General features: G+C 64.5%; 21 protein-coding genes. 11 read left to right on the plus strand and 10 right to left on the minus strand.

Annotated elements, in window-relative coordinates; genetic code table 11:
- From AC6H42_RS15805 to AC6H42_RS15830, 6 genes are all read left to right on the plus strand, one after another.
- Complete coding sequence (locus tag AC6H42_RS15805) at window positions 1-1563, plus strand: FGGY-family carbohydrate kinase (protein ID WP_057157925.1); 1563 nt, start codon at window positions 1-3, stop codon at window positions 1561-1563.
- A gap of 80 nt (window positions 1564-1643) precedes the next feature.
- The gene (locus tag AC6H42_RS15810; protein ID WP_497548453.1) at window positions 1644-4502 is read left to right on the plus strand and encodes a type VI secretion system Vgr family protein; all 2859 of its coding nucleotides are present in this window, start codon (window positions 1644-1646) and stop codon (window positions 4500-4502) included.
- A gap of 1 nt (window position 4503) precedes the next feature.
- Complete coding sequence (locus AC6H42_RS15815; protein ID WP_057157927.1) at window positions 4504-5385, plus strand: DUF4123 domain-containing protein; 882 nt, start codon at window positions 4504-4506, stop codon at window positions 5383-5385.
- Window positions 5385-5909 carry a DUF3304 domain-containing protein gene (locus AC6H42_RS15820; RefSeq protein WP_497548454.1) on the plus strand — a complete coding sequence of 175 codons (525 nt, stop codon included), beginning with the start codon at window positions 5385-5387 and terminating at the stop codon, window positions 5907-5909. The genes AC6H42_RS15815 and AC6H42_RS15820 overlap by 1 nt, the downstream gene beginning before the upstream one ends.
- Entirely contained in the window at window positions 5899-7875 is a 1977-nt protein-coding gene (locus AC6H42_RS15825) for a T6SS phospholipase effector Tle1-like catalytic domain-containing protein (RefSeq protein WP_082552156.1), read from the plus strand. Before AC6H42_RS15820 ends, AC6H42_RS15825 begins: the two co-directional genes overlap by 11 nt.
- A 124-nt stretch (window positions 7876-7999) precedes the next feature.
- Window positions 8000-8326 carry a guanosine-3',5'-bis(diphosphate) 3'-pyrophosphohydrolase gene (locus AC6H42_RS15830; protein WP_200954083.1) on the plus strand — a complete coding sequence of 109 codons (327 nt, stop codon included), beginning with the start codon at window positions 8000-8002 and terminating at the stop codon, window positions 8324-8326.
- 275 nt (window positions 8327-8601) lie between these two features.
- Here the strand turns inward: AC6H42_RS15830 and AC6H42_RS15835 are convergent, their stop codons facing one another.
- Window positions 8602-9270 (minus strand): Crp/Fnr family transcriptional regulator, encoded by a 669-nt coding sequence (locus AC6H42_RS15835; protein WP_497548455.1) that lies wholly within the window; start codon window positions 9268-9270, stop codon window positions 8602-8604.
- 76 nt (window positions 9271-9346) lie between these two features.
- Here AC6H42_RS15835 and AC6H42_RS15840 point away from each other — a divergent pair, with 76 nt between their 5' ends.
- Both AC6H42_RS15840 and AC6H42_RS15845 read left to right on the plus strand, forming a co-directional pair.
- The gene (locus AC6H42_RS15840) at window positions 9347-10102 is read left to right on the plus strand and encodes a class II aldolase/adducin family protein (RefSeq protein ID WP_497548456.1); all 756 of its coding nucleotides are present in this window, start codon (window positions 9347-9349) and stop codon (window positions 10100-10102) included.
- Window positions 10103-10165: 63 nt separating this feature from the next.
- A complete protein-coding gene (locus AC6H42_RS15845) occupies window positions 10166-11071 on the plus strand; it encodes a bile acid:sodium symporter family protein (protein WP_497548457.1) in 906 nt (301 codons plus the stop codon).
- A gap of 19 nt (window positions 11072-11090) precedes the next feature.
- Here the strand turns inward: AC6H42_RS15845 and AC6H42_RS15850 are convergent, their stop codons facing one another.
- The 5 genes from AC6H42_RS15850 to AC6H42_RS15870 all read right to left on the minus strand — a co-directional run bounded on the left by AC6H42_RS15850 (window position 11091) and on the right by AC6H42_RS15870 (window position 16502).
- The gene (locus AC6H42_RS15850; RefSeq protein WP_497548458.1) at window positions 11091-12449 is read right to left on the minus strand and encodes a diguanylate cyclase; all 1359 of its coding nucleotides are present in this window, start codon (window positions 12447-12449) and stop codon (window positions 11091-11093) included.
- Window positions 12450-12730: 281 nt separating this feature from the next.
- Window positions 12731-13924: an aminotransferase-like domain-containing protein gene (locus AC6H42_RS15855; RefSeq protein ID WP_057157933.1), complete on the minus strand. Its 1194-nt coding sequence runs from the start codon at window positions 13922-13924 to the stop codon at window positions 12731-12733.
- A gap of 109 nt (window positions 13925-14033) precedes the next feature.
- Window positions 14034-14495, minus strand: a complete 462-nt coding sequence (locus tag AC6H42_RS15860; protein WP_057157934.1) for a RidA family protein — start codon at window positions 14493-14495, stop codon at window positions 14034-14036.
- Between the two features lie 77 nt (window positions 14496-14572).
- Window positions 14573-15475 carry a DMT family transporter gene (locus AC6H42_RS15865; protein ID WP_497548474.1) on the minus strand — a complete coding sequence of 301 codons (903 nt, stop codon included), beginning with the start codon at window positions 15473-15475 and terminating at the stop codon, window positions 14573-14575.
- A gap of 52 nt (window positions 15476-15527) precedes the next feature.
- The gene (locus AC6H42_RS15870) at window positions 15528-16502 is read right to left on the minus strand and encodes a threonine dehydratase (RefSeq protein ID WP_497548459.1); all 975 of its coding nucleotides are present in this window, start codon (window positions 16500-16502) and stop codon (window positions 15528-15530) included.
- 102 nt (window positions 16503-16604) lie between these two features.
- On the opposite strand from AC6H42_RS15870, the gene AC6H42_RS15875 reads away from it, so the two are divergent.
- The 3 genes from AC6H42_RS15875 to htpG all read left to right on the plus strand — a co-directional run bounded on the left by AC6H42_RS15875 (window position 16605) and on the right by htpG (window position 21429).
- The gene (locus AC6H42_RS15875) at window positions 16605-18134 is read left to right on the plus strand and encodes an aminotransferase-like domain-containing protein (protein WP_057157936.1); all 1530 of its coding nucleotides are present in this window, start codon (window positions 16605-16607) and stop codon (window positions 18132-18134) included.
- Window positions 18135-18293: 159 nt separating this feature from the next.
- The gene (locus tag AC6H42_RS15880; protein ID WP_497548460.1) at window positions 18294-19412 is read left to right on the plus strand and encodes a PEP-CTERM sorting domain-containing protein; all 1119 of its coding nucleotides are present in this window, start codon (window positions 18294-18296) and stop codon (window positions 19410-19412) included.
- Window positions 19413-19506: 94 nt separating this feature from the next.
- Window positions 19507-21429 (plus strand): molecular chaperone HtpG, encoded by a 1923-nt coding sequence (gene htpG, locus AC6H42_RS15885; RefSeq protein WP_057157938.1) that lies wholly within the window; start codon window positions 19507-19509, stop codon window positions 21427-21429.
- A 56-nt stretch (window positions 21430-21485) separates the two neighbouring features.
- Here the strand turns inward: htpG and AC6H42_RS15890 are convergent, their stop codons facing one another.
- The 4 genes from AC6H42_RS15890 to kynU all read right to left on the minus strand — a co-directional run bounded on the left by AC6H42_RS15890 (window position 21486) and on the right by kynU (window position 24988).
- Window positions 21486-22052 (minus strand): CHRD domain-containing protein, encoded by a 567-nt coding sequence (locus AC6H42_RS15890; protein WP_229418339.1) that lies wholly within the window; start codon window positions 22050-22052, stop codon window positions 21486-21488.
- Between the two features lie 154 nt (window positions 22053-22206).
- Window positions 22207-22749 carry an RBBP9/YdeN family alpha/beta hydrolase gene (locus AC6H42_RS15895; RefSeq protein WP_057157940.1) on the minus strand — a complete coding sequence of 181 codons (543 nt, stop codon included), beginning with the start codon at window positions 22747-22749 and terminating at the stop codon, window positions 22207-22209.
- A 71-nt stretch (window positions 22750-22820) separates the two neighbouring features.
- The gene (kynA, locus tag AC6H42_RS15900) at window positions 22821-23717 is read right to left on the minus strand and encodes a tryptophan 2,3-dioxygenase (RefSeq protein WP_057157941.1); all 897 of its coding nucleotides are present in this window, start codon (window positions 23715-23717) and stop codon (window positions 22821-22823) included.
- 11 nt (window positions 23718-23728) lie between these two features.
- The gene (gene kynU, locus AC6H42_RS15905) at window positions 23729-24988 is read right to left on the minus strand and encodes a kynureninase (protein WP_057157942.1); all 1260 of its coding nucleotides are present in this window, start codon (window positions 24986-24988) and stop codon (window positions 23729-23731) included.
- Window positions 24989-25298 lie beyond the last annotated feature (310 nt).

The following is a 25298-nucleotide window of genomic DNA, read 5'->3' on the forward strand; positions in this document are numbered from 1 at the left end:
ATGTCCGGTCCCTACACCCTCTCCATCGACAACGGCACACAAAGCGTGCGCGCCCTGCTGTTCGACCTGGACGGCAACCTCGCCGCCAAAGCGCAAGTCCATCTCCAGCCCTACTACTCGGACCACCCCGGCTGGGCCGAGCACAAGGCCGACGGCTACTGGAACGCCGTCAGCATCGCCTGCCAGCGCCTGTGGCAAGAATCCGGCATCGACCGCGCCGACGTGAAAGGCGTAGCCGTCACCACCCAGCGCGGCACGGTCATCAACGTGGACAGGGATGGCAAGCCGCTGCGGCCCGCCATCACCTGGCTGGACCAGCGCCGTACCGATACCGTGCCGCCCATCGGCCCGCTGTGGAAGGCCGCCTTCAAGCTGGCGCGCGTGGAAGGCACCATCAACTACTTCCGGCGCGAAGCGGAAGTGAACTGGATCGCCGCCCACCAGCCGGACATCTGGGCGCAGACCAGCAAGGTGCTGCTGCTGTCCGGCTACCTGAATTTCCGCCTGTGCGGCCGCTTTGTCGACTCCATCGGCTCGCAGGTGGCCTACCTGCCGTTCGACTACAAAGGCCACAAGTGGGCCGGCGCGCGCGACTGGAAATGGCAGGCACTGGCGGTGCGGCGCGAAATGCTGCCGGAGCTGGTGCGGCCGGGCACGGTGATCGGCGCCATCACGGCCGAAGCCGCGCTGGCCACCGGTATCCCGGAAGGCACGCCCTTGGTGGCCGCCGCTGCCGACAAGGCCTGCGAAGTGATCGGCGCCGGCTGCCTGGAACCGCACATCGGCTGCCTCAGCTTCGGTACCACCGCCACCATCAACACCACCAACACCAAGTACATCGAAGTGACGCCCTTCATCCCGCCGTACCCGTCGGCGGTGCCGGGCGCCTACAGCACCGAAGTGCAGATCTTCCGTGGCTACTGGATGGTGAACTGGTTCAAGGAGCAGTTCGGCCACCTGGAACAAGCCACCGCCACCGAGAAGGGCACGCCGCCCGAAGCGCTGTTCGATAAGCTGGTGAACGCCGTGCCGCCCGGCTCCATGGGCCTGATGCTGCAGCCATACTGGAGCCCCGGCATCAAGGTGCCGGGGCCGGAAGCGAAGGGTGCCATGATCGGTTTCGGCGACGTCCACACGCGCGCCCATATGTACCGGGCGATACTGGAAGGCCTGGCCTATGCGCTGCGCGAAGGCATGGAGCGCATCCAGAAGCGCAGCGGCGTGCCGGTGACGGAATTGCGCGTCGCCGGCGGCGGCTCGCAAAGCGACGCGGCCATGCAGCTCTCGGCCGACATCTTCGGCCTGCCCGCCGCGCGCGCCCACCTGTACGAAACCTCCGGGCTGGGCGCCGCCATCTGCGCCGCCGCCGGCCTAGGCCTGCACGCCGACTTCGCCGCCGCCATCAAGGCCATGACGCGCCCTGGCCGCGTATTCCACCCGGTCGAGGCCAACCGCAAGACCTACGAGCAGCTGTATCAGCGCGTTTATCTGAAAATGTACAAGCGCCTGCAGCCGATGTACCAGGAGATCGCCGACATCACGGGCTACCCTGAAGCACTGTAGCGCGCGCACGCGTCAAATGTGCGGCAAGAAATTGTTGAATATAGTAAATTGCCAAATATTCAATAATTTCTCAATGAAACATGCAAGCTGCAATTGCGCAAATCTCCGCCGCGCTGGCGCAATACTCAAGTGAAACCCGTCTTTACGCCCTGGTGCTGGAGGATGGACCGGATCTGCTGGTCGAGGCCTTTGCCGCCGACGACGAACTGCAAGGCACCGGCCCGCGCGACGTGATCGTGCTGTCCACCGACGCCCATCTGCAGGCTGCATCCCTGCTGGGCCGGTCCGCGACCCTGGAACTGAGCCTGGCCGACGGCACCCGCACCCGCTTCAGCGGCGACGTGACGCAAATGGCCGCGCTAGGCAGCAACGGCGGCTTCGCCCGCTACCGGCTGCGGCTCACGCACTGGGTGTGGCGCCTGGGGCAGGTGCGCAACAGCCGCGTGTGGCAGGACAGGAGTGTGCTCGAGATCGTCGACGAGGTGTTCAGCGCCTACCAGCCTCTGGCGCGCTGGCGCTGGAGCGACGAAGCCGCGCCCTTTATGGCCGACGCCGTCCCGCGCAGCTACTGCTGCCAGTACCGCGAAAGCGACCTGGCCTTCATCGAACGCCTGCTGGCGGAGGAAGGCCTGGCTTGGCGCTTCGAACAGGATGACGATGGCGCGCAGATGGTGCTGTTTGCCGACAGTAGCCAGCGCTGCGCCGTGCCGGAAGACGCCAGCAGCGAAGCCTGCGGCGGCATCCGCTTCCACGGCGCCCGCGTGGGCGAGCAGCAGGACACGATCCAGTCGCTCCAGGCCAGCCGCGCGGCCTGCGTCTCCCTCACCACCTTGCTCAGCTACGACTACAAGGCCAAGCGCGCCGTAGGCGCCAGCGCCATGTCGCGCCTGAAAACGGCAGGGCTGCTGGCGCTGGAAAACTACGACGCGCCCGGCCAGTACCACTACGCCAGCGGCGCCCAGGCGCAGCGCTACGCCGACTTGCAGATGCAGGCCCGCGAAGCGCGCAGCCAGCCCTGGCGCGGCCGCTCCACCGTGCGCACGCTGCGCGCGGGCAGTTGCGTCGCCGTGACGCAAGGCCCGCTGCGAAGCGGTGCGCCAACTGGGGACGCCGTTCCCGTCTACACCGTGCTGCGCGTGCGCAGCGTGGGCGTGAACAACCTGCCGCTGCCCGCCGTGCAGGCGCTGGCCGAACTGTTTGGCCCCATTCCCGAACTGCTGCTCGAAGCGGTGCCGCCGGAAGATGCTGGCGACTACGCGCAGACGATCGCGCAAGCGATCGGCAGCGGCTACGCCAACAGCTTTGACGCCATCGCCAACGAGCTGCCATGGCGCCCGCTGCTGTCGGGCAGCGGCGGGTGCAGCCACCCGCGTCCCACCGCCGGCGGCGCGCAAAGCGCCATCGTGGTCGGGCCCGACGGCAGCGACAGCCCCAACGGCGTGGACGAGATCCACTGCGACCGCCTGGGCCGCGTGCGCATCCGCTTCCACTGGCAGGACAGCGGCGACGCCACCTGCTGGGTGCGCGTGGCGCAGCGCTCGGCCGGCGGCGGCATGGGCAGCCAGTTCCTGCCGCGCATCGGCCAGGAAGTACTGGTACAGTTTCTGGAAAACGACATCGACCGTCCCATCATCGTCGGCGCGCTGTACAACGGCCAGGGCGAAGGCGGCGTGGCGCGCACGCCGGCCGGCCAGCCGGAGCAGGGCAATGCAGCGCAGCCCTTCGGCAAGGCGCATGACCATGCGGTGTCCGGCCAGGGCAACCTGGCCGGCGGCAACAGCCCGCTGTGGCACGGCGCCTCGGCCGACACGGCTGGCCATCGCAGCAACGCCGCGCAGTGGGGCGTGCGCAGCAAGGAGTTCGGCGGCAGCGGCTACAACCAGCTGCTATTCGATGACACCGACGCGCAAGGCCGCGTCCAGCTCAAAAGCAGCCACGCGGCCACCGAACTGACGCTGGGCCACCTGCTGCACAACGCGGACAACTACCGTGGCAGCCTGCGCGGCCAGGGCGCCGAACTGCGCACCGACGCCTACGGCGCCGTGCGCGCCGGCGCGGGCCTGCTGGTGAGCAGCTACGGCCTGTCCCACGCGGCCGGCGCGCGTGAGCCGGTGGGCGACAACGCCGCCGGCATCGCGCTGATGAAGCAGGCGGCCAAGCTGGGCGAAACCTTCAGCGAAGCGGCCAAAAAGCACGAGACCGTGGCGTTGGCCAGCCACATTGGCGCCGCCAAGGCGGCATCCAGCACGCTGGACGACAAGGCGGCGCCGCTGCCCGCCATGCTCACCGCCGTCTCCGGCATGGTGGCGAACGACGCGCTCGGCGCCGCCAAGGCCGACGCTGCCGACAAATCCATCGCCCCCGCCGACAGCAAACTGCCCCACAGCACGGACGCGGTGATCGCCATCTCCGCCAAGGCCGGGCTGGGCGTGACGGCGGGCCAAGACCTGCAACTCGCCAACGGCGAGACCGCCACCGTGATGAGCGGCGCCGACACGCAGTTCACCACCGGCGGCCAACTGCGCGTGCACAGCCAGCAAGCCATCGGCGTGCTGGGGGGCGCGGTGGCGGCGGGCGAGGGCGGCCTCGGCATGCAGCTGATCGCAGCCAAGGACGCGATCGACGTGCAGGCGCAGGCGGACATTTTGAAGGTGCAGGCGCGCGATGGCATCCAGCTCACCAGCGTCGGCGCGCATGTGGATTGGGCTGCGGCCAAGCGCATCACGCTGTCTACTGCCGGCGGCGCCAACATCACCATCGATGGCGGCAACATCACGGTTCAGGCGCCCGGGAAGATCGTCATACACGCGGGAAAAAAGAGCTTCAACGGTCCGGGAAGGGGAGACTACCCTCTGCCCAAATTGCCGAGCAGCGAGCCTGTGTGTATCGAATGCCTGCTGAAGGCTCTGAAATCTGGCACTGCATTAGCGATGGTATGAAATGAAAAAAAACGATTTCTATGCCCAAGACCCGATCATGGTGTCAGCCGCAATCGACACGCTGGGAGTGCTGACCGCCGCGCAGCCCGATCTGCATTGGGCCGCTCTGATCGATTCGGCCTTCGACTATCCAGCCGGTGCAACTTTGCCGTATGCCGCAGGGAGCATCAACTGCTATACGGCAGATGAATTCCAAGGACTGCAGAAAGCTGCTCCCTGGCTGGTGCCGATACACGGCGACTACCGATCCGAGGCGCATTTTCGCAGCATATTGCGCCACTGTGCTGCGCGGCCCATGATCAGTTTCCTGGCAAGCCGCGTTCCGCTGGCCGAATTAAGTGAACATTGGCGTTCCCTGCATCGGGTAAGCGTAGTGGATCAGCAAAAAATGCTGTTGCGGTTTGCCGATACCCGCGTGCTGTCGGCACTGCCAGATATTCTCGCCCCAAGCCAATGGCTCAGCTATTCCTCTCCGCTTGTCCATTGGCTTGTGCTGGAAAGAACCGGAACCTTCACTCAGATACCGTTGGCCCCCGCTGGCGCTCTGCCTGACCAGTCCATCAAGTTGAGTGAGCCGCAGGTCGATGCATTGCTTATAGCGTCTCAGCCGGATGCGATTATCGAGCTGTTAAAAAACGCGATGTCGGATGTTGTTCCGGACTCCCTCAGAAATTCTGAGTTCTATGAATTGATAAGTGGCAGCTGCCAGCTTGCCGCCTCACATGGCATTGAATTGTTTGCGGATGTGTTTTCCTTGGCGGTCGCCGCCTGCCTTACCATGGGGGAAACCAATCGGAGTTCCGAGGTCGATGCGCTGTTGCGCGCCAGGTGCTGGCCGGCGGGAGACCTGGGCGACATGTTGGTAGCGGAGGGACTTGTGTAATGCGATTGAAAGAAATGTGCGACATGATCATACGATATTTTTGTTTTTTAGCGGTGTGTCTGGCTTTTTCAGGATGCCAGCCGAGGACGACGGGCGTCAGTGTGACGGGGTATAACCATATGGAAGGAGTACCCATCTACTCCTTTTCTGTTAATGGTGGAGCTGGCGGGGGAAATCTCGAGGGCGGGGCTGGCGGAGCGGAAAGCTGCTGCATTGCCCTTCCCAATCAATGGCGCCCCGGGCTAAGGGCGAAAATTGCTTGGGAATATGACACCTATCAGGACGACCCCGCACCGCCTTTGGCTTCCCAGTCCGTGGAGGTTGATGTGCCTAAATACACCAAGCCGGGTACGTTTCAAGTGCATTTCTACCCAGGTCATAAGGTCCGGGTAGTGGTGTCGTCTTGTCGGCCCGGTCATTCCTTTTATCCCATGAGCAAAGAAGAGCTGCTTCCATGGACTCCACGGGAGACTCAGGAAGAAACCAAGGCCGCTGCTAAAGGAGGTTGGAAAAATGAGTGCTAGCAGTCCGCAGCCGGCGCACAATCCGGAGATTGCAAACACGCGGGCGTCTCTGCGGCCGTTGACCAGCCGCGAGACCATGCAGCGCGCCAAGGCAGTAGCAGCCGCACAGCCGCAGACCGGCGCGCTAAAGTGCTCTGGGCAAATATTCTGCGGCATTTTCTTCGATGGGACTGGCAATAACGAAGGCGTTGATTACAAAAAAGTGCAGGACAATCCTTCGGAGCAGCAGCACAGCAACGTGGTGCGCTTGTATCACTCTTATCCCCAGGACGTGCAGCGCGCAACGGATCGTTATTTCTCGCACTATGTTCCCGGCGTCGGGACGGCCTTTCCTTCGATAGGTGACGCTGGAGGAACGCTGGGTACCGGCATGTCCTGGAATGGCGAACCTCGCCTGATCTGGGGGCTGACGCGGCTTTTTAATACAGTCAGCCTGTATGTCTCGGATCAGGAGTTAATCGACGAAACTAAGAGTGGCAACATCGCGAACGCAGTCGGTGGCATTGGGTCTATGGAATTTCATCGGCAGCATGTCTTCAAAAGTTACTGGATGGCGAAGCTGAAAGAGAAACTCGCCAATCGCTCGCGCAACTTTCCTGCGCCTGAGCAGATCAATCTTTCCGTCTTTGGATTTTCCAGAGGCGCCGCTGAAGCGCGTGCCTTCGTCAACTGGATGTACGCCCTTTGCGATGAGGTTGACGGCGGCTATCAATTCGCAGGCATTCCGCTGCGCGTCGAGTTCCTGGGAATCTTTGATACGGTGGCGTCGGTGGGGATCGCAGGCGGGTTCACCAGCGGTTTGCTGGGAGTGGAGGGCCGCCAGTCGTGGGCGAAGAACAATATGCAAGTGCATAGGGGCGTCGAGAGCTGCCTGCACATCGTCGCCGCGCACGAAGTGCGCGCGACGTTCCCGGTCGACTCGGTTCGCATCGACGATCGATACCCGCCCAACGTGAAGGAGTACGTGTATCCCGGCGCCCATTCCGATGTTGGCGGAGGCTATCATCCCAAAGCGCAAGGCAAAACGGACGCGCTTGCACGCATCCCCGGCTTTGAAATGTACTGCGCTGCAATGGCAGCAGGCGTACCGTTCAAAGCGCTAAAGGATATGCCTGGGAAGACAGCGCGCGCGTTGGTTCCGTCACGTGCCGCCATCGATGCGTTCAGCGCGTATTGCAAGCATGCCAGAGTGAGCGCCGGGCCCGTGGAGCAGATGATGCGCGACCATATGGCGCAATACTTCAACTATCGCTATCACGGACGGCGTGTAAGCGGTAGCGCGTCCGCGGCAGCACATTACTACGACCGGAGGTTCTTCAAGCGCGCTACTGCAGACCAGGAGTTTTTGCGGGACACCCAACAGTACTTTATCGCCATTCTTGCGGCGGTGTCCATGACGCTGGAACACTACATCAAGAGGCGCACCTCTTTTGACCAGTACTTTGGCCAGCCGTTTCAGAACGACGGTTCGTCGTTGCCAACGGTGCTGCAGAACTTTGGCAAGATCATGCTTAACAGGCTGGGCGCGCTGGACGATCGCCTGGACACCGGAGATACCGATAAGCTGGCGCATCATGTGCATGAGAAAGTCGCACAGTGGCGCACGTGGCTTGAAGATCGCCAATCGCCGTTTCTGTTGGACGAAGATGCCCCGGAGCGTGACATTCTCAGCGTAGTCACGACGCTCGTTGAGACGCCACAGCATGCGGACGTTGTGAGCTTTTTTGACGAGTGGGTACATGACTCGATCGCCGGCCTGGCCAAGGATAAAGTCAATGAGTTCCTGCTGAACGGAATCGGTATCGCGAAGTTCCGCAGGGTATATTTTGGCGATCGTGGCGACGCCCTTTTGCGACAAGCGGTAGAAAAACAGAACGCTGAGCGCAAAAAAATTGCGGACGCCAAAAGGGCGCAGCGCAGGCAATGGGACCTGGAGTCGCGGGAGTTTCAGCGTACGCGCTGGTGACCTCGGACTCGCACTGGAGACAAAAATGAGCAAGCTTGAACCAGCCATCAAACTGGCGGTGGACGCCCACTAGGGACAGTACGACAAGGCGGGCAAGCCCTACATCCTGCATCCGCTACGGCTGATGATGCAGTGCGAAACCGAGGCTCCTCGCATCGTCGCCGTGCTGCACGAGGTGATCGAAGACTCCGACACCACACCGGCCACCTTGCGAGAGCTGGGTTTTTCGGACGAGATCATCGGGGCACTGGCTTGCCTGACCAAGCAAAAAGGCGAGGACTACTTCGCCTTCATCACACGCGCGATGTCCAATCCGCTCGCGCGCAGGGTCAAGGAACTGGACTTGATCGACAATATGGATGCCTCCCGCCTGACCGAACTCACCGATGCGGACGCAGTGCGCATGCGCAAGTACATCGCGGCGCTGTCAAAATTGAGGGGCTGTGCATAACTCCAGCTGCGAGAAAATTGAGCAGGATAACTTTTCCGTTTGAAAACATGGGCTTAGCCATCGCGCGGAAGGCTTGTTAACAAGCTTGTCCACAGTTTCTGTTAACAAATAATAGCGACCTCGGCTGTTAAGTTTGCGCCATGCCTGTGCATAACCCAACATTGCGCGATTTTTAAGCAGGGCAAGTTTTTCCTTTAAAATCAGACGCTTGCTGCATGGTGGCCGGGCTTCTTAACATGCTTATCCACAGAATCTGTTAACAAAGTCGAGCCCGCTTAGCCAGCGCTGCGCAGGCGCTCTTCGGACACCAGTTCGATGCTGCGGTAGCCGATATGGATCGCCCCCAGTTCCACCAGCAGCTTCAGCTCTTTCGACAAGGTCTGACGCGAAATCCCCAGCATCATGGCCAGCGCTTCCTGCGACACCGGCACCCGCGGGCGCACCGAGTTGGCCATGGCCGCGTCGCCGCGCGCCAGCAGCAGCAGGCGGCGCACCACACGCGCGCGGGTGCTGCGCAAGGTCACGTCCTCCATCATGCTGTACATCATGCGCAGCCGCGTGGCCAGCAGGGACGCCACCGCGCGCGCGAACGCCGGCCGCTCCATCAGCGCCTGGAAGGCCTCATGCGGCAGCACCAGCAGCTCGGACGCGCCGATCGAGGTGGCGTCGTGCGTGCGCGGCAGGCTGTCGATCAGCGAGATCTCGCCGAACCACGTGCCCGGCTCGATCACGCCGAGGATGGCTTCGCGCCCGTCCTCGCGCAGGGTGGACACTTTCAGCGAGCCGCGCAGCACCGCGTACAGGCCGCCGGGCGGATCGCCCTGGCGGAACAGCATCTCGCTGCGCCGCAGCCGCACCGGCTCGGCGCCGCGCAGCATGGCCTCGCGCAGGTCGGCGGGGAGGGTGGCGAACCAGGGATTCGCGTCGAGGATGGCGGAAGGCATGCACTGATTGTAAAGAAATTGACAGTCTCCAGTCCAGCGCGTCGCGATACTAGCGCAAACAACACAGGAGACACCCATGAACATCCCATCCGTACAACACCTCGTCAGCCCGGAAGAATGGCAACTGCGCGTGGACCTCGCCGCCTGCTACCGGCTGGTCGCCATGCATGGCTGGAGCGACCTGATCTTCACCCATATCAGCGCCCGCATCCCCGGCCCCGAGCACCACTTCCTCATCAACCCCTACGGTTTGATGTTCGACGAGATCACCGCTTCCTCGCTGGTGAAGGTCGACCAGAACTGCAACAAGCTGATCGAGTCGCCCTTCCCGGTGAACCCGGCCGGTTTCGTCATCCACAGCGCGGTGCACGCCGCGCGCGAGGACGCGCAGTGCGTGATCCACACCCACACCCGCGCCGGCGTGGCCGTCAGCGCGCAGAAGTGCGGCGTGCTGCCGATCTCGCAGCAATCGACCTTTGTGCTGGCATCGCTGGCCTATCACGACTACGAAGGCGTGGCCTTCCGCGACGAGGAAAAGCCGCGCCTGCAGGACGACCTGGGCCGCGCCAACTTCCTCATGCTGCGCAACCACGGCCTGCTCACCTGCGGCGCCACCATCGCGGATACCTTCCTGGCCATGTACATCTTCGAGTCGGCTTGCCAGATCCAGCTGGCCGCGCAGGCGGGCGGCGAGCTGGTCCAGGTGCATCCGCAGATCGTGCAAGGCGTGGCCGAAGCCATGCGCGTGCAGACCAGCGGCATGGGCGGCGCCTTCGCCTGGCCGGCGCTGATACGCAAGCTCGACAAGCTCGACGCGGGCTACCGCACCTGATACGCTGCGCATTCCAATAATAAAGACAGCGCGCCGCGAAAAGCAGCCGCAGGAGACCAGGCCATGCAAGGCGAAATCGTATCCACAGTACTGCTGCCGGCGTCGCTGGCGTTCATCATGTTCTCGCTCGGACTCGGGCTCACGCCGGGCGATTTTTCGCGCATCGTCAAGCAGCCGCGCGCGCTGCTGGTGGGCGTGCTGTGCCACTTTGTGCTGCTGCCGCTGGTGTGCTTCGGCATGATCAAGCTGGCGGGGCTGACCGGCGCGTTCGCCATCGGCTTCATGATCCTGGCCGCCTGCCCGACCGGCAGCACGTCCAACCTGTTGACCTACATCGCGCGCGGCGACGTGGCGCTGGCGCTCAGCTTCACGGCCGTGGCCAGCGTGCTCACCATCTTCACCTTGCCGCTGGTGGTCAGTTTCGCGCTGGACCATTTCACCGGCAGCGGGCAGGCCGTGTCGGCGCCGGTGGGGCAGATGATGGGGCAGATCTTCCTCATGCTCGGCCTGCCGGTATCGGTCGGCATGTTCGTGCGCCACAAGCACACGGCCTGGGCCATCGGCTTCGAGCCCAAGGCGGCCAAGGCGGCGACGCTGCTGTTCGTGATCATCGTGCTGGCGGCGGTGGCCAAGAACTGGGTGCTCCTGCGCGACAACTTCGCCACGCTGGCGCCGTTCGCGGTGTGCCTGAACCTGCTGATGCTGGGCTGCGGTTTCGGGGCCGCCTGGCTGGCGCGCCTGTCGCGCCGGCAGTCGGTCACGCTTGGCATCGAGACGGCGGTGCAGAACGCCACGCTGGCGCTGGTCATCGCCAGCACCATGCTCAAGCAGGACGCCATGGCCATCCCGGGCGCCGTGTACGGCGTGCTGATGTACGCCGGCGGCCTGCTGTTCGCGTTCGCAATGCGGCGCTTCACGGCCGAGGAGCCGGCGGCTGTGCACGTACCGGCGTCGTCCGCCGCCCGGTAAGCTACTGTTCGCTGCGGGGCTAGCTGGCGGCGAGGTTCTTGAGGGCGTCGCTGGCGGAGGGGCTGGCTGTGCTGGACTGGACCTGGTTGCGGCCGCCTTCCTTGGCCGCGTACATGGCGCGGTCGGCGGCGACGAACAGGGCTTCGGTGTTTTCCATCTGGTGCGGGTGGATGGTGGCCACGCCCACGCTCAGCGTAATCCACGGCGAGGTGATCGAGCGCGGGTGCGGCAGTTGCAGCGCTTCCACGTGGCAGCGGATCGATTCGGCCAGCGCCAGCGCGGAGTTGGCGTCGGTCTCGGCGAACAGCAGCACGAATTCCTCGCCGCCGTAGCGCGCCGCCAGGTCGGTGGCGCGCAGGGCGTGCGCGTTGATGGCTTGCGCCACCTGCTGCAGGCAGACGTCGCCGGCCGCGTGGCCCAGGCTGTCGTTGTAGAGCTTGAAGTGGTCCACGTCCAGCACCACCAGCGACAGCGGCGAGCCGCTGCGCATGGCGCGCTGCCATTCCTTTTCCAGGAAGGTGTCGAAGTGGCGCCGGTTGGCGATCTTGGTCAGCGGGTCCACCATGGCGGCGCGCTGCAGCGCGTCTTCGGACATCTTGTGGTGCGTGATGTCGTGCAGCAGGCCGATGAACAGCGGCTGGCGCATGAACATCGGCGTCAAGGTCAGATCCATGCACACCGAGGTGCCGAATTTGTGGCGGATGATCACTTCGCGCGTGCCGTGGCTGTGCGCCGTTTCCGGGTTGGCGGCGTAGCGCCCGAAGTAGTCCAGGTATTCTTGCGCCACCAGCGGGTTGAGCAGGTCGAACACGGTCTTGGTGGCCAGTTCGCCCGGCGCATAGCCCAGGTATTTGTCGCAGGCCGGGTTGGTGAACTGGATGCGGCCGTCCGGCTCGATGATGAGCAGCCCTTCGGCCATCGAGTTGACGATGGTGCGCAGCCGCTCAGCCTGCTCTTGCTGGGTCTCGCTGTTCATGCGGATTTTCAGCTGGGTGCGCACGCGGGCGCACACTTCGGCCATGCGCAGCGGCTTGCCGATGTAGTCCACGCCGCCAGTGTCGAAGCCGGCCACCACGTCTTCCGCCTCGTTCTTGGCGCTCATGAAGATGATGGGGATGCGCGCCGTGAGCGGATTGGCTTTCAGCTGGCGGCAGGTTTCCAGTCCGTCGATGCCGGGCATGACCACGTCCAGCAGGATCAGGTCGGGGTGCACGCGCTTGGCGATCTGCACCGCGCGCTCTCCCGAAGTGGCGACAAACGTCTGGTAACCCTGCTCGACCATCATCTTGCGCAATACGCTCAGGTTGGCCGGTGCGTCGTCGACAATCAGGATCGCTGGGTCGTGTCGCGGGGAATAACTGGAACCGCCTGTGGTCATTACTCGTCGCCTGGGTAAGGGGTAACTATCTGTCTAAATCATACCGCTTTGCCAATTCAAATTGTAAAAAAATAAGAGTCGTTGCGGGCGAAAAAGGGACGAACGTCCGCTATTTTCCGTAATGTTGCTATTGCTGCCACGAAACACAGTAACTTCCGGTAACTTCGGCGATGCGCAAGGCAGTCCATGTTGTTGTTGGGCAACAGGATGGTGAAGGGCGGCTGGGGAGGGAGCGTGGGCGGCGAATGCGCCCACGCGGTGCTGCGGACAGAGGGGACAGCTTACAGGCGGTCGGCGATCAGTTTGCCCAGGATGGCCACGCCGGCGCGGATGCGTTCCGGCGGCACGGTTACGAAGGACAGGCGCAGCGTGTTGGTTTCCGGTTCATTGGCGTAGAACGGCGAACCCGGCACGAAGGCGACCTTTTGCTTGATGGCTTCGTCCAGCAGTTCCATCGCGTTGATGTGCTTCGGCAGGTTGACCCAGATAAACATGCCGCCTTCGGGCTTGGTCCAGGTGGCGCTGGCCGGGAAGTGTTCGGCCATGGCGTCCAGCATGCACTGGCATTGGTCGCCGTACAGGGTGCGGATGGTCGGGATGTGCTGGTCCAGGAAGCCGTCCTTGATCACTTCGTGCACCACCATCTGGGTCAGCTGCGAGGTGTGCAGGTCGGCGGCTTGCTTGGCCAGTTCCAGTCGGCGCACCAGCGCCAGCGGAGCGACCACGTAACCCAGGCGGATGCCGGGAGTGAGCACCTTGGAGAAGGAGCCCATGTAGATCACGCCGTCCGGGTTCATGGCCACCATCTTCGGCGCCGGGTCGCCCTTGTAGCTCAGGGCGCCGTACGGGTCGTCTTCCACCAGTGGCACGCCGAGGCGGGCGCAGGTTTCCACCAGTTCCAGACGGCGCTCGACGGACAGGCTGCGGCCGGTCGGGTTCTGGAAGTTTGGCAGCGCGTACAGCAGGCGCGCGCCGGCGGCCACGTTGTTCAGCGAGGACGGCACCAGGCCGTGCTCGTCGGTGTCGACCGACACGAAGTTCGGGCGGTATACCGAGAACGCTTGCAGGGCGCCCAGGTAGGAAGGCGTCTCCACCAGCACTTTGCTGCCTTCGTCGATCAGCACTTTGCCCAGCAGGTCCAGCGCTTGCTGGGAACCGGAGGTCATCAGCACTTGTTCCGGCACGATCTTGGCGCCGTTCTTGGACAGCGAATCGGCAATCCATTGGCGCAGCGGCAGGTAACCGTCGGTCGGGCCGTATTGCAGGGCCACTTTCCCTTGTTCGCGCAGCACCTTGTCGAAGGCCGCCTGCATGCGTTCCACCGGGAAGGTGGCAGGCGACGGCAGGCCGCCGGCAAACGAGATGATCTCAGGCTGCTGGGTTACCTTCAGGATCTCGCGGATGAAGGAACTTTGCATCTGGCTGGCGCGTTCGGAGAACTGCCACTGGAATGGATTGGGGTTTTCGATTTTCATACGGTTGCTCTCAGAGGAAGTCGGCGGACAGCGTCCGGCCGATGAACAAGCGCGCTTGTGGCGGCCTTGAAAGAGCGGCGCCGGGTGGGCGCCGCCTGTATCTTGTAAATTAGGCGATCTCGGCGATCAGTTCAATTTCAACGCACGAGCCGCGCGGAATCTGCGCCACGCCGAAGGCGGAGCGCGCATGCTTGCCGGCGTCGCCGAACACTTCGCCCAGCAGCTCGGAGGCGCCGTTGGTGACCAGGTGCTGTTCGGTATAGTCGGGCGTGGAGTTCACCAGGCTCATCAGCTTGACGATGCGCTTGACGCGGGTCAGGTCGCCGCCGCAGGCTGCCTGCAGCGTGCCGATCAGGTCGATGGCGATGGCGCGCGCCGCCTGCTGGCCTTCTTCGGTGGAGATGTCCTTGCCCAGCTGGCCTACCCAGGGGTTGCCGTCGGCTTTTTTGGCGATGTGGCCGGAGATGAATACCAGGTTGCCGGTTTGCACGTACATGACATAGGCCGCGACAGGAGCTGCCGGTGGAGCCAGGGTGATATCGAGCGATTTGAGTTTTTCGTAGACGGACATTTTGGTATTCCAGAAAAGTGGCAAAAGTGGTGGCGGCTTGCTGTTATCGGGCCGCGAGACCGATATTGTACGTCTTTCTAGCTGCGGATCTGCATTTTGCGGCCCATAGCAACTACGGAAATAACGGCCAAAGCGAACAGAATATTGCTGAATTCAATAGTTTCGCCCAAAACCAGCGCCGCGCCGAGGATGGACAGGAAGGGCTGCACCAGCTGCACCTGGCCCACGCGCGCCACCCCGCCCAGCGCCATGCCGCGGTACCAGAAGAAAAATCCGATGAACATGGAGAACACGGACACATAGGCGAAACCGGTCCAGGCGCGTATGCCTGCGTGCAGCATGGCGTCCCATTCGCCCCAGGACTGCCATAGCACCACCGGCAGCACCACCGGCACCGAGAGCAGCAGCGCCCAGCTGATGACTTGCTGGCCGCCCAGTGTCTTGGACAGCTGGCCGCCTTCGGCGTAGCCCAGCGCGGCCAGCAGCACCGCGCCGAACACGGCCAGGTCGGCCAGGTGCAGGCTGCCCCCGCTCTGGAACAGCGCGAAGCCAGCCACCAGGGAGGAGCCGAGCAGGGCCATCAGCCAGAAGCCGAGCGACGGTTTTTCATGGCCGCGCAGGGCGGAGAACATGGCGGTGGCCAGCGGCAGCACGCCCACCAGCACGGCGCCGTGCGAGGCTGGCAGGGTGCGCATGGCGATCGATGTCAGCCACGGGAAACCGATCACGCAGCCGAGCGACACCATGGCCAGCTGCGGCAGCGCGGCGCGGGACGGCAGCGGGGCGCGCTTCCACAGCAGCCACAGGCCGGCCAGCAGCGCCGCCACCAGCGCGCGGCCCAGCGCCACGAAGGTGGGTTCGAAGGCGCCCACCGCCATGCGGGTAAAGGGCAGCGTGAGGCTGAAGATGGCCACGCCCGCCAGGCCGAGCAGCATGCCGCGGGTCTCGGCGGACAAGGCGCCTGCCAGGCCGGGCCGCATGGCCCCGGCTGCGGGCGGCGGCGCGGCAACGCTGTGCGTGGTATCGGCCATCTTAATCCCCCACCAGCACGCGGCGGAACAGGTCGGCGTCCACGTTGGCGCCGCTCAGCTGCAGGCCGATCTTGCGGCCGCGCACGCGCGCATCGTCCTTCAGGCGCATGGCCGCCGCCAGCCCGGCCGCGCCCGCGCCCTCGGCCAGGTTGTGCGTGGCGCGGTAAAACAGGCGCATGGCGCTGGCGACGTCGTCGTCGGTCACGCTGACCACGTCGTCCACGAATTCGAATATCATGTCCAGCGACCGCGCGTCCGGCACGCGGCAGGCAATGCCGTCGGCCAGGACGGTGCTCACGTCGGCCGACACGCTGGCCTTGGCGCGGAACGAGAGCTGGTAGGCCGGCGCGTGCTTGGACACCACGCCGATGATGCGCAAGCTGCGCGCCAGGCCCAGCGCCTGGCGCGCGGCGATGGCGCCGCAGATGCCCGAGCCCTGGCCGATCGGCACCAGCAGCGTCTCCAGATCCGGCTGCGCGCGCAGCAGCTCCACCCAGGCCGTCGCCACGCCGCTCACCAGGTCCGGGTGGAAGGAGGGCACCATGTGCAGGCAGTCGCGCGCCGCCAGCATTTGCGCATGTTCGCGCGCGGCCTGGAAGTCCTCGCCATGCTCGATCAGCTGCGCGCCCAGCCCCCGCATGGCGGCGTTCTTTTCCACGCTGTTCCCGTGCGGTACCACGATGGTGGCGCTCAGGCCGTGCCGCGCTGCCGCGTAGGCCAGCGACTGCCCATGGTTGCCGCGCGTGGCCAGGATCACGCCATCCAGGGCCGGTTCGCGCTCGGTCAGCGCTTGCATGTAGACCAGGCCGCCGCGCACCTTGAAGGCGCCGGTGGGCGTGTGGTTCTCGTGCTTGATCCATGCCTGCGTGCCCAGCGCGGCGTTCAGCAGGGGCCAGGAAAACTGCGGCGTGGCGGGCATGGCCTCGTACACGGTGGCAGCGGCCGCATCGAGTTCGGCGAGGCTGGGCAAGGACATGGTTCGCTTTCATTTCATGGGGTGATGGGTGTATCCTATGTGATAACACCAGTACAGTGCCGATACACTTTTACATATAATTTCACATACTGTGATGGCGATATGACCAATACAAAGCTGCGCGAAGAACCTGCACAGGAGGCTGCACAGAAAGCTGCGCGGCCGGCGCGTGTAAAACCCATCCCCCTCATGGCGCTGCTGTCGCGGGAATCGGGCGAATCGCTGATCGACCAGATCGTGCGCTCGGTGGCGGCGCGTATCGACGACAAGCTGCTGCGCAGCGGCGCGCGCATGCCGTCCATCCGCGCGTTTGCCACGGCGCACGGGGTGTCGCCGTTTACCGTGGTGGCCGGCTATGACAAGCTGGTGGCGCGCGGCTACCTGGAGTCGCGGCGCGGCGCGGGCTTCTTCGTGCGCGAGCGCTCGCCAATGAACGCAGGGGAACGCTCATCGCCGGCGGGCGTGTCGCTGGCCACCCTGTCTTCGCCCGCGGACGGCGACGGCGGCCAGCTGGACGTGGTCTGGCTGGTGCGCAATATGTTCCGCCAGGTGCCGCACCAGCAGATGCCGGGCGCCGGCGTGCTGCCGTCCGAATGGCTGGACGGCGCCAGCATTGCCAATGCGCTGCGCGCGATCAGCCGCCAGAATCCCACGCAGCTGGTCAACTACGGCGTGCCGCAAGGCTTTCTGCCGCTGCGCCAGCAGCTCCAGCACAAGCTGGGCGAGCTGGAAATTTCCGCGGCCGCGGAGCAGATCGTCACCACGGCCGGCGTGACCCAGGCGCTGGACCTGGTGGCGCGCGAGTTCACGCTGCCCGGCGACACCATCTTCGTCGATGATCCGGCCTGGTTCCTGATGTTCGGCTCCTTCGCCGCGCTGGGCGCCAAGGTGGTGGGCATTCCGCGCCTGGCCGACGGCCCCGACATCGCCCAGCTGGCGCAGTTGGCCGCGCTGCACAAGCCGCGCCTGTATGTGATCAACTCGGTGCTGCACAACCCCAGTTCCACCTCGCTGTCGGCAGCCAAGGCCTTCCAGGTGCTGCGCCTGGCCGAGGAGCACGGCTTCACCGTGGTGGAGGACGACATCTATTGCGACCTGCATCCCGGCAGCGCGGTGCAGCCGGCCACCCGCCTGGCCGCGCTGGACCAGCTGAACCGCGTGATCTACCTGGGCGGCTTTTCCAAGACCATGGCCGCCAACCTGCGCGTGGGCTTTATCGCCACCAAGCCGGAGTGGGCGCAGCGCCTGTCGGACCGCAAGATGCTGTCCACCCTCACCACCGGCGAGATCGGCGAGCGGGTGGTGTACAAAATCCTGTCCGAAGGGCTGTACCGCAAGCATGTCGACCGTATCCGCGCGCGCCTGGATGCGCTGCGCGGGCGCACCTTGCGGCAGATGGAGCGCGTGGGCCTGAAAGTGGACGTGGTGGCGCCGGCCGGCATGTTCGTATGGGCCGACGCGGGCCGCGACACCAACGTGCTGACCGCGCACGCCATGGCGGAAAACCTGCTGCTGGCGCCGGGCAGCCTGTTCTCGCCCAGCCAGTTGCCGTCCACCCGCATGCGCCTGAACCTGGCCGCCATGCAGGACCCTGCTGTGTGGCGCTTCCTGGAGCGGGAGCTGCAGGCGTAGGGACGTGGCGCCGCGCTGCCAGCATACGTTAATTGCCATGCAGTCTATATGCGCTAAATCACATTTTTGTGAAATTAAAAATATAGAGTAAAAATTAACAAAATTCGGCCATCCCGTCCTTAAAATGGTTTTTAAATCAACCTTTCGGAGATCGGGATCATGCGAATTATCCACATTCTGGCGCCCGCCCTGCTGGCGCTATCGGGCGCGCTGGCGCAGGCGGCGCCGCTGTATGCCCTGCGCACCATCGCGCCGGTCGGCTACCCCAACGGGCTGGTGCTAACGGGCATCAACAACCAAGGGGTGGTCCTCGGCAATGAATGGCGGGAGGAGACGCATGCTTCCACCGGTTTCATCGACAAGGGCGGCAGCCGCACCTGGCTCGATACGCTGATGTTCGCCTCGTCCATCAACGACGCCGGCGCCATCGGCGGGACCGCCGGCGATATCATCACCGCCGGCTATGTGGTGGGCGGCGCCGGCGCCGTCATGCTGCCGCCGATGCAGCCGCAGGGCTCGGTCAGCGTGGCGGCGCTGAACGGGAAGGGGCACGCGGTGGGCTCGGCGGACGCCATTTACCGCCCCGATGGCAGCGGGCCTTACGGCGAGGGCAGCTTCGACAGCCACGCCTACGTCTACCGCGACGGCGCGATGGCCGACCTGGGCACGCTGGCCGGTCACCGCTACAGCAGCGCCGCCGCCATCAACGCGGACGGCGCAGTGGCCGGGCACTCGCGCGAACGCGCCGGCGACGGTATCCGGCGCGCTTTCCTGCACGACGGCGCCGGGATGATCGACCTGGGCACGCTGGGCGGCGCCGAGAGCTGGGCCACCGGCGTCAACGACAGCGGCGCCGTGGTGGGCGTGAGCCGCCTGGCGGGCGAGGGCGTGCACGCCTTCCTCTACGCCGATGGCGTCATGGTCGATCTGGATCCCGGTGGCGCCGACAGCGAGGCTTTCGATATCAACAACGCCGGCCAGGTGGTGGGGCGCGGCAAAAGTGGCGGCTTCCTGTATGCCAACGGCGTGATGACTGATCTCGACACGCTGATCGCGCCCGGCGCATGGCATATCGCCAGCGCGGTCGGCATCAACGACCTGGGGCAGATCGTCGGGCAAGCCTGCAACGGCTACGGCGAGTGCGTCGGCGCGCTGCTGTCGCCGGTGCCCGAGCCGGCCAGTTATGGCATGCTGCTGGGCGGCCTGGCGGTGCTGGGTGCAGCCGCCCGATGGCGCCGTCGGGCGCGCCGGGCTGCGGCGCCCGCCCCGGCAGCGTAAAAGTTGCTGCAAAGCCCTTGAAATCAGTGTCTGCATCCTCATCTGGCGGGGAGTAAAGCAACACCCCCATAACATGTAGACTATTGAGGTAAAAATGGCTGACCACGAAAAGCAAACACTGGGTTTTCAAGCTGAAGTCAAGCAACTGCTGCAGTTGATGATTCATTCCCTGTATTCGAACAAGGAAATCTTCCTGCGCGAACTGATCTCGAACGCGTCCGACGCGTCCGACAAGCTGCGCTTCGAGGCGATCAACAACGACGCCCTGTACGGCAACGATCATGAACTGAAAATCAAGGTCAGCTTCGATAAAGCGGCGCGCACCATCACCATTTCGGACAACGGCATCGGCATGAGCCGCGAGGACGCGATTTCGCACCTGGGCACCATCGCCAAGTCCGGCACCAAGGAATTTTTCGGCAAACTGTCCGGCGACCAGCAGGCCGACGCGGCGCTGATCGGCCAGTTCGGCGTGGGCTTCTACTCCGGCTTCATCGTGGCCGACAAGATCACCGTGGAAACCCGCCGCGCGGGCCTGGACGCGTCCGAAGGCGTGCGCTGGGAATCGGCAGGCGAGGGTGACTACTCGGTCGAGCAGATCGACAAGCCGGCGCGCGGCACCGACATCATCCTGCACCTGCGCGAAGGCGAGGACGAGCTGCTGTCGTCGTGGAAGATCAAGTCCATCATCCGCAAGTACTCCGACCACATCTCCCTGCCCATCGTGATGGCCAAGGAAGAATGGGACGACGAGAAGAAGGAAACCGTGCTCAAGGACGAACTGGAAACCGTGAACCAGGCCAGCGCGCTGTGGGCCCGTTCCAAGTCCGACATCACCCCGGAACAGTACGACGAGTTCTACAAGCACGTGTCGCACGACTTCGCCGCGCCGCTGACCCACACCCACAACCGGGTGGAAGGCCGCAGCGAATACACGCAGCTGCTGTACATCCCGGCCAAGGCCCCGTTCGACCTGTGGGACCGCAACAAGCGCGGCGGCATCAAGCTGTACGTCAAGCGCGTGTTCATCATGGACGACGCCGAGCAGCTGATGCCGACCTACCTGCGCTTCGTCAAGGGCGTGATCGACTCGGCCGACCTGCCGTTGAACGTGTCGCGTGAAATCCTGCAGGAATCGCGCGACGTGAAAGTCATCCGCGACGGTTCCACCAAGCGCGTGATCGGCATGCTGGAGGAATTGGCCAACGCCGACGAGCAGGAAAAGAAAGACAAGTACGCCACCTTCTGGACCGAATTCGGCCAGGTGCTGAAAGAAGGTGTGGGCGAAGACGCCGCCAACAAGGACCGGCTGGCCAAGCTGCTGCGCTTTGCCACCACCAACGCCGACAGCGAACAGCAGACCGTGTCGCTGGCCGACTACGTGGCGCGCATGAAGGAAGGCCAGGACAAGATCTACTACGTCACGGCCGATAACTACAAGGCCGCGAAAAACAGTCCGCACCTGGAGATCTTCCGCAAGAAGGGCGTGGAAGTGATCCTGATGACTGACCGCGTGGACGAGTGGATGCTGTCCTTCCTGACCGAGTTTGAAGGCAAGGAACTGGTGTCGGTGGCCAAGGGCGGCCTGGACCTGGGCTCGCTGGAAGACGAAGCCGAGAAGAAGGAGCACGAGGAAACGGAAACCTCGTACAAGGAGCTGACCGAGAAGATGAAGACCGCGCTGGCCGACAAAGCCAAGGAAGTGCGCGTGACTTTCCGCCTGACCGACTCGCCGGCCTGCCTGGTGGCGGACGAGCACGAGCTGTCCGGCAACCTGCTGCGCATGCTGAAAGCGGCGGGCCAGGCCGCGCCTGAATCGAAGCCCATCCTCGAGATCAACCCGAACCACCCGCTGGTGACGCGCCTGAAGTATGAAAACGCGGACAGCGCGCAGTTCGCGGACTGGGCGCACATCCTGTTCGACCAGGCGCTACTGGCCGAAGGCGGCTCGCTGGCCGACCCGGCCAGCTTCGTCAAGCGCCTGAACGAAATGCTGCTGAGCGGCGCGGCCAAGTAAGCCGCGCAGCCCCGGCTGACGCCAAGGCCGGCGACCCGCAAGGGCGCCGGCCTTTTTTATTGCTGCCGGCGGCGCAGCCCCAGCACGGCCGGAATTCCCAGCAGCAGCATGGCCCACGTTCCCGGTTCCGGTATCGGCGCCAGGTTGGCGCGGATTTCACCCGCCGAGTACAAATTGGTGTGGATATTGAGATAGGCCGAGCCGCTGGCCAGTCCCGCGCCCAGGGCCGCCTCGGCGCCGGCCGTGGTGCCGCCGTTATTGGCCAGGAAGGTCGGGCTCCAGCTCGACGCCAGCGTGGTGTCGTAGCTCATCGAATACGAGCCGCTGCTTACGCCCAGCGGGAAGCCGTTGAAGGTCGGCGTCTCGCTTGCCACGCCGGCATTGCCGGTGTTCGGCACGGCGGTGCAGCAGTGGATGTGGGCGGCGGTGGTGGTACCGAGCAGGCCGCTGAAGGTCATGTTCACGGTCAGCATGTGGGCGTCCATGTCGAACACGACGATGGTGGAGCCGGTGGCAGGCGAAGGCACCGGCGGGGATTCGGACGCGCCGCTCAGCGTGCCCGTATATGTGACTGGCGCGGCGCTGGCGGCCGTTGCCGCCAGCATCAGGGCGCAAAATGCCAAACCGATCTTTATTGGTGTCCTTATTGGTGTCTTCATGGCGCAACCTTTCGTCGAGAGTAGGGCAGGAAACCCAACTTCTTCACTATAGGCCGCAATCGAAATAATGCAAAGATTGCAATATTCCAATGCTTTGCGTCACTGCTCAGCGTGCGGACTATGGTTGCGCCCGGGCGCACAGTTCCAGCACCAGGGCTTCGCCTTCCGGCCATGGGCCGTAGCCGGCGTCGCCATTGATATGGCCGGCCGGGCCGATGGAGACGAAGCGGCTGCCCCAGGCCTCGGCGAACTGGCGCGCGCGCGCGTCGCTGACATACACGTCGTCGCTGCTGGAGACGACGACGCTGGGGAAAGGCAGGCGCGCCAGCTGCATGGGCTGGAAGCCGGTGGTGCAGCCGGGGTAGGAGGGCGCGTCGGTATCGCTGGGCGCGACCAGCAATGCCCCCGCGATCTTGTGCGGCGAGCCGGAAGCGGCCCAGCGCGTGACCAGCGAGCAGGACAGGCTGTGCGCGGCCAGCACCGGCGGCCGCTCGCACAGCGCGATGGCCGCGTCCAGTTCCGCCACCCACTCATCCCGGTCCGGCGTCGCATAGTCGCGGTGCGGCACGCGCTGCCAGCCGTGCCTGGCTTCCCAGTGCGTCTGCCAGTGTTGCGGCCCCGAGTTCCAGAGGCCGGCCAGGGTGAGGACTGCGGAATCCATGTGTGCTCCGATAGGCGGTTGGTCAAACTGCCAATCTTACAGGAGATTCGCCGGCCGTTCCGGGGCCGGGCTCACAGCGCGGTGCGCAGCGAGAACAGTTCCGGGAACAGCACCACGTCCAGCATCTTGCGCAGGTAGCTGACGCCGGCGGTGCCGCCGGTGCCGGTCTTGAAGCCGATGATGCGCTCGACCGTGGTGACGTGGCGGAAGCGCCAGAAGCGGAACGCGGTCTCCAGGTCCACCAGCTTTTCCGCCAGTTCGTACAGCGCCCAGTATTTGGCCGGGTCGCGGTAGACCGCCAGCCAGGCTTCCTTGACCGATTCGTCGGCTTCGGTGGGCAGGCTGGGGTCGCGCGCCAGGCGCTCGGGGGCGATGTGCAGGCCGCTGCGCGCCAGCAGCTGGATGGCGTGGTCGTACACCGACGGCGAGCGCAGCGCCTGGTCCAGGATGGCGTGGTTCTCTGGCGTGGTCGTGTGCACGCTGAGCAGGGCGGCGTTCTTGTTGCCCAGGATGAACTCGATTTCGCGGTACTGGAAGGACTGGAAGCCGGAGGAGGCGCCCAGGTACGGCCGGATGGCTGTGTATTCGGGCGGCGTCATGGTGGCCAGCACGTCCCAGGCGTGCACCAGCTGGTCCATGATGCGGGCCACGCGGGCCAGCATCTTGAACGCCGGCGATAGCTCGCCGGCCTGCAGCTTGGCGCACACGGCGTGCATTTCGTGCAGCATCAGCTTCATCCACAATTCGCTGGTCTGGTGCTGCACGATGAACAACATCTCATTGTGCTCGGGCGAGAGCGGGTGCTGGGCGGTCAGGATGCGGTCCAGGCCCAGGTAGTCGCCGTAGCTCATGGATTTGCTGAAATCCATCTGCGCGCCGTGCCACTGGGCGTTGCCGGTGTCGCCGGCCGGGCCGGCCGCGGCCGCGTGCATCGGGCAGCCGCTGGGGATAGTGTTGTTGTCGCTCATGGCATGCTTTCTCAGGTCACGGCGCCGCGCTCGGCGGCGACGTCGTAGTCTTCATTGTCCAGGATCTGTTTCAGGATTTCGACCGCATCCCACACGTCGGCGTAGCTGGTGTACAGCGGCGTGAAGCCGAAGCGCATGATTTCCGGTTCGCGGTAGTCGCCGATCACGCCGCGCGCGATCAGGGCGCTCATGACGGCGTAGCCGTGCGGGTGCGTGAAGCTGACCTGGCTGCCGCGCTGCGCGTGCCCGCGCGGCGTGACCAGGCCCAGCGGGTGGCCGCCGCAGCGCGCCTCCACCAGCTCGATGAACAGGTCGGTCAGCGCCAGCGACTTGCTGCGGATGGCGGCCATGCTGGTCTGTTCGAACACTTCCAGCCCGCTTTCCACCATGGACAGCGACACGATGGGCTGGGTGCCGCACAGCGCGCGGCCGATGCCGGTGACCGGCTCGAAGTCGGGCGCCATGGCGAACGGGGCGGCGTGGCCCCACCAGCCCGACAGCGGCTGGGTAAACGCGTCCTGGTGCTTTTTCGGCACCCAGATGAAGGCCGGCGCGCCGGGGCCGCCATTCAGGTACTTATAGGTGCAGCCGACCGCGAAATCGGCGTGGGCCGCGTTCAGGGCGACCGGCACTGCGCCGGCCGAGTGCGCCAGGTCCCACACCACCAGCGCGCCGCGCGCCTGGGCCAGGGCGGTGACGGCGGCCATGTCGTGCTGGTAGCCGGTGCGGTAGTTGACGTGGGTGAGCATCAGCACGGCGGTGTCGCCGTCCACGGCGGCAGGCAGCTCGTCCACGCTGTCGACCAGCTTGACGGTGTAGCCGCGCTCCAGCCAGCTCGACAGGCCCTGCGCCATATAGATATCGGTCGGGAAGTTGCTGCGCTCGGTTACGATCACGCGGCGCGTGGCGCGCGCCGGCGTTTGCGCCTGCAGGTGCACGGCGGCGGCCAGCGCCTTGAACAGGTTCAGCGAGGTGGTGTCGGTAACCACCACTTCGTCCTCGGCGGCGCCGATCAGCGGCGCCAGGCGGTTGCCCAGGCGCTTGGGCAGGTCGAACCAGCCGGCCGTGTTCCAGCTCTTGATCAGGTCCTTGCCCCATTCGCGGGCAATGACGTCCTGGGCGCGCGCCAGCGCCGCTTTGGGGCGGGCGCCCAGGGAGTTGCCGTCCAGGTAGATCACGCCGGTGGGCAGATCGAACTGGTCGCGCAGGGGGGCGAGCGGGTCTTGCGCGTCGCGGGCCAGGCAGTCGTTGCGGTTGGTCTGTGCAGTCATTGCTTTAGGCTTCAACTAGTGTGGGGATGGCGAAGTGTAGCAAACCGCGGGCGGGCGCGAAGTTTTTTGAAGTTTTTTGAAAAAAAAAGTCAAAGCCACCCTAAAGTTCCCCAAAACCCCGCCGTTACCTGTTCTAGATGCGGCGCAAAGCGTCTTCGGGAGTTGTCTGAGGGGCAAGAAAAAAACTTCAAAAATAGGCAAATATTTTTGTGCTGCCCCCTAAAGTTCCTGAAAACCGTGCCGTTACCGGTTTAGATGTAGCAAAAAAGAGTCAGATCACCCCTTTGTTTTTTGCCTGAAAACAAGGTTG

The organism is Massilia sp. NBRC 108631 (genome assembly GCF_059704565.1).

Bases quoted from the DNA above. Each gene is read 5' to 3' on its own strand.
- AC6H42_RS15805 (WP_057157925.1), top strand. From the start codon at position 1: ATGTCCGGTCCCTACACCCTCTCCATCGACAACGGCACACAAAGCGTG.
- AC6H42_RS15810 (WP_497548453.1), top strand. From the start codon at position 1,644: ATGCAAGCTGCAATTGCGCAAATCTCCGCCGCGCTGGCGCAATACTCA.
- AC6H42_RS15815 (WP_057157927.1), top strand. From the start codon at position 4,504: ATGAAAAAAAACGATTTCTATGCCCAAGACCCGATCATGGTGTCAGCC.
- AC6H42_RS15820 (WP_497548454.1), top strand. From the start codon at position 5,385: ATGCGATTGAAAGAAATGTGCGACATGATCATACGATATTTTTGTTTT.
- AC6H42_RS15825 (WP_082552156.1), top strand. From the start codon at position 5,899: ATGAGTGCTAGCAGTCCGCAGCCGGCGCACAATCCGGAGATTGCAAAC.
- AC6H42_RS15830 (WP_200954083.1), top strand. From the start codon at position 8,000: ATGATGCAGTGCGAAACCGAGGCTCCTCGCATCGTCGCCGTGCTGCAC.
- AC6H42_RS15835 (WP_497548455.1), bottom strand. From the start codon at position 9,270: ATGCCTTCCGCCATCCTCGACGCGAATCCCTGGTTCGCCACCCTCCCC.
- AC6H42_RS15840 (WP_497548456.1), top strand. From the start codon at position 9,347: ATGAACATCCCATCCGTACAACACCTCGTCAGCCCGGAAGAATGGCAA.
- AC6H42_RS15845 (WP_497548457.1), top strand. From the start codon at position 10,166: ATGCAAGGCGAAATCGTATCCACAGTACTGCTGCCGGCGTCGCTGGCG.
- AC6H42_RS15850 (WP_497548458.1), bottom strand. From the start codon at position 12,449: ATGACCACAGGCGGTTCCAGTTATTCCCCGCGACACGACCCAGCGATC.
- AC6H42_RS15855 (WP_057157933.1), bottom strand. From the start codon at position 13,924: ATGAAAATCGAAAACCCCAATCCATTCCAGTGGCAGTTCTCCGAACGC.
- AC6H42_RS15860 (WP_057157934.1), bottom strand. From the start codon at position 14,495: ATGTCCGTCTACGAAAAACTCAAATCGCTCGATATCACCCTGGCTCCA.
- AC6H42_RS15865 (WP_497548474.1), bottom strand. From the start codon at position 15,475: ATGCGGCCCGGCCTGGCAGGCGCCTTGTCCGCCGAGACCCGCGGCATG.
- AC6H42_RS15870 (WP_497548459.1), bottom strand. From the start codon at position 16,502: ATGTCCTTGCCCAGCCTCGCCGAACTCGATGCGGCCGCTGCCACCGTG.
- AC6H42_RS15875 (WP_057157936.1), top strand. From the start codon at position 16,605: ATGACCAATACAAAGCTGCGCGAAGAACCTGCACAGGAGGCTGCACAG.
- AC6H42_RS15880 (WP_497548460.1), top strand. From the start codon at position 18,294: ATGCGAATTATCCACATTCTGGCGCCCGCCCTGCTGGCGCTATCGGGC.
- htpG (WP_057157938.1), top strand. From the start codon at position 19,507: ATGGCTGACCACGAAAAGCAAACACTGGGTTTTCAAGCTGAAGTCAAG.
- AC6H42_RS15895 (WP_057157940.1), bottom strand. From the start codon at position 22,749: ATGGATTCCGCAGTCCTCACCCTGGCCGGCCTCTGGAACTCGGGGCCG.
- kynA (WP_057157941.1), bottom strand. From the start codon at position 23,717: ATGAGCGACAACAACACTATCCCCAGCGGCTGCCCGATGCACGCGGCC.
- kynU (WP_057157942.1), bottom strand. From the start codon at position 24,988: ATGACTGCACAGACCAACCGCAACGACTGCCTGGCCCGCGACGCGCAA.